A 12,812-nucleotide genomic window follows, 5' to 3' on the forward strand; every position below is an offset into this window, starting at 1 on the left:
AAGCGAGATTTTAGGGCTTTATGTTGCTGAACACTTAGCGATAAGGTCTAAACAATTGCCATAAACTCAATAGCGTTAAGCCAGCAAAAAATAGTAATGACCATACGGGTAAAGACTGTCCCAAAAAAGTCCAATCAATCACAGCGCATTCGCCAGAACCCGAGAGCACTTGTTGTAAAACACTTTTTAAAGGTAAAGCATCAATTAAATAGTCTAAACCCGGACCACAGCTTGGCACTTGATCAGGGGGTAAACTTTGCAGCCAGACATGACGCGCAGCCACACCCAAAGACCATAAGATTCCTATACTGCCTAAAGCAGTATAAATACGTTTGAGTACTTGAGCATGAGGATTATGCAAAAAAGCCAGCAATGAAAAAAAACCAAGTGCAATCAAACCCATACGCTGAAAAACACACAACGGACATGGATTTAAGCCTTGTACATGCTCTAAATACAGCGCGAAGCTCATGCCAATCACGCTGCCTAAAAACAATATGCCACTTAACATGCGGTAGCTGTAGCGCATGAATGATTCCTCTTATCGATAAGCGGCTAGATAGTCGCTAAAGCTCACACTGTTGTCTTGTTCGAGTTGTTGTTGCTGTTGTAAGGATTGCGTCGCCAAATTGGCAAAATACTGTTGAGTCTCCTCACTCATTGGATATTGACTCAACAATTCCTCATGGTCTTGTAGTAATAAATAACCCAATTGCCACATGCCACCTGCATCTCGGGTATCGCCTACTATCATGGCAGACAGCGTATCATTGACTTCATTGACACGTTGCTGCATGACAGCCATAGCATCACTATAAATCGAATTGTTATAGGTTTTGTCTAATAACTGGCTGATGCTTTGCATCGCATCTAAATAGCTCTGCGCCCACGTTTCGATTAATACAGCTTGACCATCGACCATAATCATTGCATTTTCGGCACGGCCACGATTGACCACTTCTGCCTGATTTTTTTCAATTATTGCCAATTCAGGCGCCAATAATTCAGGGCTATCTTGTAATAAGCAATAGGTGGCTAAAGTCTCTAAGAAACCTGCGCTATGCTCATCAATCCCAATTGGGCTATATGGGTTAATATCTACTGCGCGTAGCTCGACATAACCAATACCACGATGAGCAAGTGCCTCAGATGGCGTCTCCCCCGCTTCTGGTACCTGTTTTGGACGCACTAAACTGTAGTATTCATTTTCAATTTGCAGTACGTGATCATTAATTTGTAGAGGTTCACCCTCTTGATCATCTAAACCTAAACGACTAAACGCAGGATATGACGTTTTTACCGCGCGTTGTAGGCCAGTGAGATAATCTTGTAAATTGTTATATTGAATACCCAATTGTTTTTGCGCTGAATTTTGATAGCCAAAATTACCCATCCGCAGTGCAGTTGAATAAGGCACATACAAAGTGCCACGGGTTAAAGGCAACATATGATGATCACGACCCTGCATAAAGCATGGATTGACCGTTGGACTGGCACCCAATAAGAACATCACCAATGGTGTTAAACGAATAAAGTTACGAATTAAGCCTAAATAACGATGGCTACGATAATCTTGTAAACTTAGATTCTTTAAATTTTCATCAGTTTCTTGCTGCTGCAAGGCAGTAAACAGGCTATCGGGGAAAGATAAATTATAATGCACCCCAGCAATGGTCTGCATACGACGCCCATAACGCACACCTAAACCACGGCGATACAGCGTTTTAAAGCGCCCAATATTGGATGAGCCATATTGCGCCAAGCGAATACTGTCTTGATCTTCTTCTAATAAACATGGCATTGACATCGGCCATAAATGCTCATCTTCAGGTAAAGCTTGATAAGCCACCGCATGAATATCCATTAAGTAATTTAAGGCTTTTTGAATACTGGTTTGTGGCGGTGTAATAAACTCAAGTAAAGCTTCTGAATAGTCAGTGGTAATATGCGGATGAGTCAGTGCTGAACCTAAGGCTTGAGGATGATCTGTCTGCGCAATAAAACCATCGGCTTGCATACGTAGACATTCACGTTCGATGCCGCGCAGCATCCCTTTAAATAAAGAAGCCTCTACCCAAGTCGGAAGTGTAGCTTGAGAGGTCGATTCGGGTTGACTCATTCTTATCTCGCTTATTAGAAAGAAACTACCAAAATAAAATTTTCAGTTTACGTATTATAACCTGAATTCAGCCGCCAACCTTATGCCCTGTTTCATGCAAAAGCAAACTGTTGTTTTATTTTTGGCAAATTTTTATCACAAAGTTACCCTACAAGACATGACTATTTTGTGATTAATATAAATTAATCTATGCTAAGCCTAGGTCAATACAATGAAATACCAAGATATTTTAGATTTTTGGTTTGCAACACCAACGCAGCCATTTTGGTTTGCAAAGAGCGCTGATTTTGACCAAAAACTGACAAAAAAATTTAAAACTATCTTAGAACAAGCCCAGCAAAATGAACTGTATGAATGGCGAAACAGTGTTCAAGGTCGGTTGGCTGAAGTGATTATTTTAGACCAATTTTCACGTAATATTTATAGAGACACGCCAGCGGCATTTGCACAAGACCCGCAAGCCTTAACCCTTGCCCAAGAAGCGATTCGTTTAGGGCTAGATGATTGGCTTGAACCTCAGCAACGGCGTTTTTTATATATGCCCTTTATGCATAGTGAGTCTGTAAAAATTCATCAACAGGCGATGTTGTTGTTTAGTGCCTTAGGCGATGAAAATAGTTTAGATTATGAACGACAACACCAACAGATTATTCAGCGTTTTGGGCGTTATCCACATCGTAATGCAATTTTAGGACGTCAATCAACGCCAGAAGAGCTGGAATTTTTACAACAACCTTATAGCAGTTTTTAGTCTGCTATTTTCGCTGTTATACAGGAGCTGCATCATGCTACGCCAACTGAGTTTAAGCTGTGTGTTGCTCGCAAGTCTTGCCTTAGCAGGTTGCGCAACCACACCCTCCAAACCTTTAAGCTTTGATCAACTCGGTCAATTTAATGCTTATCCTTTAAATAGCCAAAGTTATCGCATTAGCTTTCAGGCGCGTGCCAACATGAGCTATGGCACTGCTGAAGAAATTACCTTACTCAAAGCTGCACAAACCACACTCAACCATGGTTTTCGTTATTTTAAAGTGCTAGATGACCCTTCAAATCGTAGCCAGCAAGCACCACGCCAAGCTGTAGTGTATTCAAGCCCGATGTATTCATATTACCCTTACGGTTTTTACAACCGCCGCCCTTTTTATTGGCACGATCCATTTTTCGATCAGCCGCGTGTGGTGAACCTAGAACCCGCTCAAGTGGCTTATACAATACAATGCTTTAAAGATCAGCACAGCAAACCCAATGATGCATTTGATGCCACATTAATCTTACAATCATTAGGACAAAAATATGGCTTAAGTCCAACTGGTCAGGTTTTAACTCCAGCAGCTACGCCTTAATTTAGGATTGTATATGACAACACCACGTACTGTTTCACCCAGTCTAGAACGCAGTAAACGCTTTGCTACTATCGCTTTAGTGCTGGCAGTGCTGATTTGGATTAGCCTCATGATTGCAGCAAAACTGCTACCTGAGTATGTGTGGCTGATTCACATTTTAATGCTTTCTGCCGAGGCTGGCGTAGTAGGTGGCTTAGCCGATTGGTACGCGATTACGGTATTGTTTCGCAATCCTTTTGGGCGTTTACCTATTCCTCGCTTTTTACGCGATCACACCGAAATTATTCCGCGCAATAAAGCCCGTATTGCCGAGTCGATGGGTCGTTTTGTGCAAGAAAATTTTTTATCACCGCAAGTAGTTGAAAAAAGTCTGGCCAATAGCGACTTAAGTTTAGCTGCGGGTCGTTGGTTAGCAAAACCTGAAAATAGCCGCCAAGTCACGCAAGTGATTCAACAAACGCTACCTAAAGTTTTTGATTTTGTTGGACAACAGCAAATTGCTGGCTTTATTCAAAACAACAGTGTGCAATGGGTCAAAAATACCCAAGTGAATACTTTAGCCAGTGAAATGCTGCGTGCCGTATTAGACAATGATTTCCATCAAGATGTGTTACAGCGCGGTTTAGATTTAATCCATCATTGGATGTTGACACATCCCGAGGACACCCGCGAAGTGATGCGCAAATTATTTAAAGAATTGGGTGTGTCTAAATTTGCCAAAGGTGCTAGCTTAATCGGCATTGATGTTAAACAGCGCAGCATTGATTCCATGGTCGAGCGCTTAGAAGCCATGTTGGCTGATCCTGATCATCCTTGGCGTTTAAAAATTGAAGATAGCGCACGGCGCTATATGCAGGATTTAAGCGATCCTGAATCTAAAGCCAGTTTAAGCCTCAATCATGCCAAAAATGCCCTATTAGATAGTCCGCAAGTACTTAATTTTATTAGTGGTGCAGTGGTCATTTTATTTGATGCCATCAAACAAGATTTACAGCAAGAAAATTCTGGTATTGCCGAAAATTTACGTCTTGCCATTATTCAAGTGGGCGAAAATATTGCCGACAATCCTCAAGTACGTCAGCTTCTCAATACCCGCATTGCCACTATGGCAGTGACTTTATCTGATCAATATAGCGAAAAAGTCATTCGTTTTATTAGCGAACGTATCCATGAATGGGATTCGCGTGAAATGATCGACAAAATCGAAAATGAAGTCGGTGGCGATTTACATATGATTCGGGTCAATGGCGTAGTCGTGGGTGCGTTTATTGGTTTAGCACTCGGGATTATTCGTGCCATTGTTGAATATACAATTTAAGATAAACATTTAAACACGCCAACTTAGCTGTGCTATTTTTATCTGCAACTTCATTCTAATCAGAGCGCGCCATGCTAGAGCTTTACTCAAAATTACCCAACCAAGGGGTGACTATTTTTAGCACCATGAGTCAACTAGCCCAGCAGCTTGGCGCGTTAAATCTATCGCAAGGTTTTCCAGACTTTGCCCCGCCACAAGCACTCTTGCAAGCCTTAAGTCATGCCACTTTACACGGTAGCAATCAATACGCTTCTGGTGATGGTCTTTTGCAACTGCGCGAGCAAGTCGCAGCCTTATTTTTACAACGTGATCAGATTCAGCTTGATCCGCTCACAGAAATCACCGTCACCCCAGGGGCAACCATTGGCATTTTTAGTGCCATTCAAGCCTTAGTACATGCTGGCGACGAAGTAATTGTCTTTGATCCAAGTTATGACAGCTATGCACCTAGCATCGCCTTAGTTGGCGCCAAAGCCGTGCATATTGCCTTACAACATCCTGATTTTGCTGTAGATTGGAATGCAGTTAAAAGCGCCATTACTCACAAAACGCGCATGATCATTGTCAACACACCTCATAATCCAAGTGGCAGTATTTGGTCTAAGCAAGATTGGCAGCATCTAATTGAATTCGTACAAGACAGTAATATTGTAGTGTTGTCTGATGAAGTTTATGAACATTTAGTGTATGACGGCAAACAGCATTATTCAGCACTGTCTTTCCCAGAACTACGTGAACGTAGTGTGGTGGTCGGTTCGTTTGGTAAGACCTTTCATGTGACAGGTTGGAAAACAGGTTATTGCATTGCAGCGCCACAGCTCATGCATCTGTTCCGTCAGGTGTATCAATTTGCCAATTTCTGTGGCGTGACCCCAGTACAAAGCGCGCTGGCTGAATTTATGTTACAGCATCCTGAGCATATTCAGGGTTTAAGCGCTTTTTATCAGCAAAAACGCGATTTATTTAATGCCGGTTTAAAAGCGTCACATTTTAAATTTAGCCCATCGCAAGGCACCTATTTCCAAAACTTGGATTATTCAGCCATCCGTCCTGATTTAGATGATGTCGCGATGTGTCAATGGCTTGCACATCAACATGGCATTGTCGCCATTCCAATTTCAGTGTTTTATCAAGCTGCGCCGCAAGACTTACGTTTAATTCGTTTTTGCTTTGCTAAGCAGGATCAAACCTTAATACGTGCTGCCGAGATTTTAAGCTGCTGTTAATGCAAAACTTCTACATACTTTCTCTATCAATCCTGATTAAGCTTGGCATATAAATCTGTATAAACACAACAACAGGATGACGTATGCCACAGCAACATGCCTTGGTGGGCGAACGTAAATTATGGAAGACATTTTTAATTTTTCTGTTACCGCTGATTGCCACCAATATTTTACAAAACTTATCTGGCACCATTAACACTATCTTTGTTGGGCAAATGATGGGCGTGGATGCAATTGCAGCCGTCGCAGTGTTCTTCCCCATTTTGTTTTGTTTAATGGCCTTTGTGATTGGCTTATCGGCTGGGGCAACTGTGCTGGTTGGGCAAGCATGGGGAGCGCAAAACGTCGAAAAAGTGCGTTGTGTGGTCGGTTCCACGCTATTTATGACCTTAATTGGTGGTAGCATTATTGCTGCCTTAGGGGTTATTTTTGCCAAACAAATTTTGTTGCTCTTAGGCACAGACCCCAATGTCATGCATTTATCTTTACCTTATGTGCAGTGGATGTTGGCAGGCAGTCCTTTATTGTTTGTTTATATTATTTATACGTCTATCCTACGCGGCGTGGGTGACAGTATTACTCCGTTAATTGCCTTAAGTCTAACCAGTGCCATTGGTTTAGTGATTACCCCCGTTTTAATTGCAGGTTACTTTGGATTTCCTAAGCTTGGGATTATTGCCCCTGCAATTGCCACCATTAGCGGCTATGTTGCAGTATTGGGCTTTTTAGCGGTGTATCTAAATCAGCGCAATCACCCTTTAAAACCTGACCGCGCTATGCTGCGTCATATTCGCCATCAACCTAATTTAAGTAAAATCATTTTACGTTTAGGCATTCCTACAGGTATTCAAATGGTCACCACCTCAGTCGCAGGTTTAGTGATTGTGGGTCTGGTCAATCGTTATGGTTCTGATGCCACCGCAGCTTATGGCGCAGTCAATCAAGTCCTCAATTACATTCAATTTCCAGCACTTTCGATTGCCATTGCTGCCTCTATTTTTGCAGCCCAAGCCATTGGTGCAGGTAAATCTGAGTTACTCAATAAAGTCACACGTACCGCTTTAGTCATGAATTTAGTGATTACAGGTATTTTAGTGAGCTTGGGTTATCTCGCATCTAAATATTTAATGGCGCTGTTTATTACCGACCCGCATGTGGTGGAACTTGGTCAGCAGTTGTTATTTATTGTGTTGTGGTCGATTTTATTCTTTGGTGCCAGTGCCATCTTTGCTTCAATTATGCGTGCCAGTGGTACGGTCACAGTCCCTATGATGATTAATATTGTGGCGATTATTGGCATTGAAGTTCCTTGTGCGTATCTGTTTAGTGCATGGTGGGGCTTACAAGGGATTTGGTATGCCTATGCCTTGGCCTTCTTCAGCCTATGTGTGATGCAAGGTTTGTATTATCAATTTGTGTGGAAAAAGAAGACCGTACAAGCCTTAATTTAAATGCTTATGCTTAAATATGTATAAAGATTGAATTTAATCGTATTTTTCAGGTTGCTGATTCCTTGTTAAATTTTAGCCATTCAATACAACTAAAATTTGGATCAGGGCATGGCACAACGACAAATTAAATTAGGTGCATTTATTCCACTGACATCACAACATGCCGCAGGTTGGCGTTTGCCACAAGCCCGCCCCGAACAGCATTTAAGCATCGACTACGCCATTGAACTCGCCCAAACTGCCGAACGTGGTTTATTTGATGCTTACTTCTTGGCAGATGGCTTATCGGTCAATTGGAGTCATGCGGCATCCAAAGAAGCACAAAACTTAGGTTTGGGTGATAAAGTAGTTGGCTTTGAACCCATCACCTTATTTGCCGCGATCTCAGCAGTCACCAAACATATTGGCTTTATTGCGACAGCATCCACCACTTACGAAGAACCGTATTTATTAGCACGCAAATTTGCCTCACTCGATCATATTAGTAAGGGTCGTGCGGCATGGAATGTAGTGACTACGGTCGCCAGTGAAGCAGCGGCCAATTTTGGTACAGCACATCCTGATGCCAAGCTGCGCTATCAACGTGCTGATGAATTTATTGAAGTCACCCAAAAGCTGTGGGATTCATGGCAAGACGACGCTTTTATTTACGATAAAACCAGCGGGCGTTTCTTTGATCCTGACAAACTGCATGAGCCTTTACATCAGGGTGAGTTTTTCCATGTCAAAGGTGCCCTCAATGTGCCACGTCCACCGCAAGGTTATCCTGTTATTGTGCAAGCGGGTCAATCCGAAGACGGGCGCGAATTAGCGGCAAAATATGCGGAAGTGATTTTTACTGCACAGCAAGATTTAGCAGATGCACAAGAATTTTATCGTGATGTAAAAGCTCGTTTAGGCAAATATCGCCGCCATGCAGATGATCTCAAAATTATGCCGGGCGTTTCAGTATTTGTGGCAAAAACCCAACAAGAAGCTCAAGAAAAATATCAACTGCTGAACAGCTTAATCCATCCACAAGTTGGTTTAGGTTTATTATCAGGTTTAGCTGGTACTGCCGATTTAAGCCAATATGATTTAGATGCACCCTTCCCTGAACTTGATCCAAATTTAATTACAACTAGCCGTTAACAGATGATGATTGATATTGCCCGTAAGCACAAATTTAGCATTCGTCAGCTTTATGAGCATATTGCAGCGGCGCGTGGACACTGGACTTTAATTGGTACAGCAGAGCAAGTGGTTGATCAATTACAACAATGGTTTGAAGAACAGGCTGCCGATGGTTTTAACGTCTTACCACCAAGTAGCCCAGAAGGTTTAAATGATTTTGTAGAATTGATTGTGCCTGAACTGCAACGACGCGGTTTGTTCCGCACCCAATATGAAGGTACAACCTTACGTGAAAATTTAGGCTTAAAGCGTCCAGAAAATCAGTATTTGAAATTAGCGGCAGCTCAAGCATCTTAAGATCTAGCCCGCACTTGCGGGCTATGTTATTTAAATTTATCGCGTAATTGACTGCCCATTTGCATTAAACGTTGATAAGCACTTGGCAATAAGCGCTGAATTAAATCTAAAGCTTTGGCATCATTGCCAATTAAAACACGGCGTTTATTTTTAAGTACGGCATCTAAAATATCTTGGGCAGCTTGCTTAGCTGGATAGCGTAAAAAATCATTAAACGAACGGCTCGAATCCTCAATATTCATGCCCAAAGTTGCCAAACTGTGATTGATTCTTGCAGCATTCGCAATATTGGTTTTAATCCCACCCGGATGAACACATAAGGCACTCACACCGCAGTTTTGTAAATCCAGCTCTTGGCGGAGCGCTTCGGTAAAACCGCGTACTGCGAATTTACTCGCGTTATAGCCTGCTTGAGTAGGCTGGGCAGTTAAACCAAAAACACTGGATAAATTAATCACATGCCCGTCAGCAGTTTGTTTAATTAAAGGTAAAAAGCTTTTGGTACCGTAGACCACACCCCAAAAGTTAATTCCCATAATCCATTCCAACTCTTCATAACTCGCCCCTTCAATGGTCGAACCTAATGCCAACCCAGCATTATTAAAGATCATATTGACTTTGCCGTGTTGTGCGACCACATCTTGTGCCCATTGTTCTACTTGAGCTTGTTGTGCCACATCAACTTTGGCTATGGTCACTTGAATTTTTGGATTGTTTAACAGTGCCAGTGTTTCAAGCAATCTCTGCTCATTAAGATCACTTAATGCTAAATGACAGCCTTGCTTTGCCAGTAAAATTGCCAATTGCTGACCAATCCCTGAGCCCGCTCCTGTAATGGCGGCAACTTTATTATGAAATGTTTGCATTTTATAAGCCTAAAATAAACAATATCTTATAAGAAATTCCGATTTTCGTACAATTGCTTACTGCGTCTATTAGAATTGAATGGCACACTTGCGGGTTATCTTCATTTTATATCGTTGCATATGCCAAACAGTCAATTTAAAGGCTTACCTATTGTGGAACGTAAGGCCTTACGTCGCCAAAAACTCATACAAGCGGGGATTGATTGTTACGGTAAATTTGGTTTTTTTGCCGTAACAGTCAAAGATATTTGCATGGCCGCGGGTTTAACCGAACGCTATTTTTATGAGTCATTTAAAAAAAGTGATGCGCTCTTTCAAGCGATTTTTGTGCAGCTCATTTCTGAGCTGCAAAATAGCGTGATACATGCCATCGAACAACAAACTGAACCACAACACATGCTACGGGCAGGTTTATTGGCATTTTTATCTTGTTTAAAGCAACATCCTGCTATGGCAAGAATTATTTATATTGATGCCATGTTGGTACAAGAGCTACATCAACAAGCCAACATTCAACAAACCATGCAACGTTTTGAAACCATCGTACAACGCCTGTTACGCGTATTACAGCCAGATTACAACTTTAATGAACCTGAATTTTCATGGATTGCGACAGGCATTAATGGCTATGTGACGCATATTGCTATTCGCTGGGTGATGTCTGATTTTAAAGCAAATTTATCGGATGTATTACGCAGTTGTGAGCTCGGTTTTCGTCAATTTAACCCCAGTAGTTATACGGCTTCAAGTAGCTAAATTTTTGACCATTTTGTCAAAAAAGCGTCAAAAAACTGTCACATTTTTTTACTAAAAACAGCGCAGCATATCTTTTTGCAATGATACTGTCATAATTAGTCTTTGTAATAAGCCTGTCATAAACCGTGATCAAAAAATAGGATATTGCGTTGTGAAAGATGACTACATTTTAATTGTCGACGATGAATTGCCGATTCGCGAAATGCTACACACGGCTTTAGATATGGCAGGTTTTCAATGCTTACAAGCTGAAGATGCTAAACAAGCCCATCAAATGATTGTGGATCAACGCCCTGCTTTAATCCTATTAGACTGGATGATGCCAGGTGGTGTCAGCGGTGTGGACTTATGTCGTCGTTTAAAACGCGATGAAAGCCTTGCTGAAATTCCAGTGATTATGCTCACTGCACGCGGTGAAGAAGACCATAAAGTGCAAGGTCTTGATGCGGGTGCGGATGACTATATGACCAAGCCTTTTTCAACCCGCGAGTTGGTCTCCCGTATTAAAGCGGTGCTGCGTCGTGCCAATGCCTTGAGTGGTGAAAAACCAATTGATGCCAATGGTTTGGTGCTTGACCCTGTCAGCCAACGCGTAAGTTTTGGCCAGACCATTTTAGAAATGGGACCTACCGAATATCGTCTTTTGGCGTTCTTTATGACCCACCCAGAACGTGCTTATACCCGTGCGCAATTGTTGGATCAAGTTTGGGGTGGTAACGTATATATTGAAGACCGCACTATTGATGTACATATTCGTCGTTTGCGTAAAATTTTAGAACCATTCGGTGCTGACCGCTTTGTACAAACTGTACGTGGTACAGGTTACCGTTTTTCTACCCGCGCGGATGTTGCTTTAGGTTAATTATGTACGAACCCTATCCTGTCCCTGAGCTTGCCAGTGAGCATAAAAAATTCCGCTATAGCAGCTTATGGACATTTGCCAAACAAGATTTACGTTTGTTGGCATTTTTCTTAATTATTGCCGCCTTTATTGGCTTTGGTACGGGATATTTAGGTCCGTGTTTATTGGTCGCATTTGCACTATTTTTTGCCTTACAAATGCGTTCCCTCTATTTAGTCAATGATTGGATTTCCAATCGTCCTTATGATATTCCCCCTAATTTAGATGGTATTTGGGGTGCATTATTATTTAATGTCTATCGCGCCCAGCGCCAAGAACGCATTGTTCAAGCCGAAATGGTGGGCTTAATTGACCGCGCCCAATCTTCTTTAGTTGCGTTGCAAGAAGCGGTCATCTTAATTGATGAAAGTCATCAAATTGAATGGTGGAACCCTGCTGCTGAAAAACTACTGGGTATTCAAAGCCTAGATCGTGGACGTAATATTTTAACGATTTTGCGCCAACCAGCGTTTATTGAATATTTTCACCATATTGATGATGCGCCAGATGGTCTTAAAATGAAATCTTCGGTGTTTGAAGATCACTATGTCCAAGTCAAAATGACGCGTTTTGGTGGTGAAAGTCGTCTATTGGTGGCTTACGATGTCACACGGATGCATAACCTTGAGCAAATGCGTAAAGACTTTGTGGATAATATTTCACATGAATTACGTACACCACTCACTGTACTCAGTGGTTACATCGAAACCTTTACTGACCAAGAAGATATTAATCCACGCTGGAAACGTGCCTTTGAGCAAATGCAATCACAAACACGACGTATGAATGCTTTGGTCAATGATTTATTACTGTTGTCGCGTTTAGAAAACGATAAAAATATCGTAAAAAATCAAATTATTGATATGCCAAATTTAATGAATCAATTGTTTGATGATGCGCAAGCCTATAACGTCGATTATGGCCATACTTTAAATTTAGATATCGATAGCCATTGCGACCTAATTGGCTCAGATATGGAATTGGCCAGCGCTTTTACCAACCTCATTACCAATGCCATTAAATACACCCCTAAAGGCGGTACAGTCACAATGGGTTGGCATGATGATGGCGAGCAAGGTTACTTCACAGTACAAGACACTGGGATTGGTATTGACCCTAAACATTTACCGCGCTTAACCGAGCGTTTTTATCGTGTGGATAGCGCACGTAGCCGCCAAACAGGTGGCACAGGTTTAGGTTTAGCCATTGTTAAACATGTGCTGATGCAACATAACGCGCATTTAGAAATTGAATCTAAAGAAAATCAAGGTTCGTTATTTAAAGTCATCTTTCCGAAAGAAAGACTGTATAAAATGCTATAAAAAAATCCCTCAATTTGAGGGATTTTTTTGAGTTCAAACT

General features: G+C 41.7%; 11 protein-coding genes and 1 pseudogene. 9 read left to right on the forward strand and 3 right to left on the reverse strand.

Going from position 1 to position 12,812, the window contains the following annotated elements; all coding sequences use genetic code 11:
• Positions 1–34: 34 nt before the first annotated feature.
• The gene (locus CYK47_RS08285; RefSeq protein WP_122900696.1) at positions 35–529 is read right to left on the reverse strand and encodes a disulfide bond formation protein B; all 495 of its coding nucleotides are present in this window, start codon (positions 527–529) and stop codon (positions 35–37) included.
• A 12-nt stretch (positions 530–541) separates the two neighbouring features.
• A complete protein-coding gene (gene gshA / locus CYK47_RS08290) occupies positions 542–2,119 on the reverse strand; it encodes a glutamate--cysteine ligase (RefSeq protein ID WP_122900698.1) in 1,578 nt (525 codons plus the stop codon).
• A gap of 211 nt (positions 2,120–2,330) precedes the next feature.
• Here gshA and CYK47_RS08295 point away from each other — a divergent pair, with 211 nt between their 5' ends.
• The 6 genes and pseudogenes from CYK47_RS08295 to CYK47_RS08320 all read left to right on the forward strand — a co-directional run bounded on the left by CYK47_RS08295 (position 2,331) and on the right by CYK47_RS08320 (position 8,927).
• Positions 2,331–2,870 (forward strand): DUF924 family protein, encoded by a 540-nt coding sequence (locus tag CYK47_RS08295; RefSeq protein WP_122900700.1) that lies wholly within the window; start codon positions 2,331–2,333, stop codon positions 2,868–2,870.
• A 34-nt stretch (positions 2,871–2,904) separates the two neighbouring features.
• Positions 2,905–3,462 carry a CC0125/CC1285 family lipoprotein gene (locus CYK47_RS08300; protein WP_122900702.1) on the forward strand — a complete coding sequence of 186 codons (558 nt, stop codon included), beginning with the start codon at positions 2,905–2,907 and terminating at the stop codon, positions 3,460–3,462.
• 13 nt (positions 3,463–3,475) lie between these two features.
• On the forward strand, positions 3,476–4,780 hold the full coding sequence (locus CYK47_RS08305) for a DUF445 domain-containing protein (protein WP_122900704.1): 1,305 nt from the start codon (positions 3,476–3,478) through the stop codon (positions 4,778–4,780).
• Between the two features lie 71 nt (positions 4,781–4,851).
• Positions 4,852–6,006, forward strand: a complete 1,155-nt coding sequence (locus CYK47_RS08310; RefSeq protein WP_122900706.1) for a methionine aminotransferase — start codon at positions 4,852–4,854, stop codon at positions 6,004–6,006.
• A gap of 83 nt (positions 6,007–6,089) precedes the next feature.
• Positions 6,090–7,457 (forward strand): MATE family efflux transporter, encoded by a 1,368-nt coding sequence (locus CYK47_RS08315; RefSeq protein WP_122900708.1) that lies wholly within the window; start codon positions 6,090–6,092, stop codon positions 7,455–7,457.
• 108 nt (positions 7,458–7,565) lie between these two features.
• Positions 7,566–8,927 (forward strand): annotated as a pseudogene (locus tag CYK47_RS08320) (LLM class flavin-dependent oxidoreductase).
• A 26-nt stretch (positions 8,928–8,953) separates the two neighbouring features.
• On the opposite strand, the gene CYK47_RS08325 reads toward CYK47_RS08320, so the two are convergent.
• Positions 8,954–9,793: an SDR family NAD(P)-dependent oxidoreductase gene (locus CYK47_RS08325; RefSeq protein ID WP_122900710.1), complete on the reverse strand. Its 840-nt coding sequence runs from the start codon at positions 9,791–9,793 to the stop codon at positions 8,954–8,956.
• Positions 9,794–9,913: 120 nt separating this feature from the next.
• Between CYK47_RS08325 and CYK47_RS08330 the strand changes: the two genes are divergently transcribed.
• The 3 genes from CYK47_RS08330 to phoR all read left to right on the forward strand — a co-directional run bounded on the left by CYK47_RS08330 (position 9,914) and on the right by phoR (position 12,772).
• Positions 9,914–10,549 (forward strand): TetR/AcrR family transcriptional regulator, encoded by a 636-nt coding sequence (locus tag CYK47_RS08330; protein ID WP_122900712.1) that lies wholly within the window; start codon positions 9,914–9,916, stop codon positions 10,547–10,549.
• A gap of 151 nt (positions 10,550–10,700) precedes the next feature.
• Positions 10,701–11,411, forward strand: a complete 711-nt coding sequence (phoB, locus tag CYK47_RS08335; protein ID WP_122900714.1) for a phosphate regulon transcriptional regulator PhoB — start codon at positions 10,701–10,703, stop codon at positions 11,409–11,411.
• 2 nt (positions 11,412–11,413) lie between these two features.
• Positions 11,414–12,772 carry a phosphate regulon sensor histidine kinase PhoR gene (gene phoR, locus CYK47_RS08340; protein ID WP_122900717.1) on the forward strand — a complete coding sequence of 453 codons (1,359 nt, stop codon included), beginning with the start codon at positions 11,414–11,416 and terminating at the stop codon, positions 12,770–12,772.
• Positions 12,773–12,812: the final 40 nt, after the last annotated feature.

The organism is Acinetobacter sp. B51(2017) (genome assembly GCF_003711395.1).
Lineage (GTDB): Bacteria > Pseudomonadota > Gammaproteobacteria > Pseudomonadales > Moraxellaceae > Acinetobacter.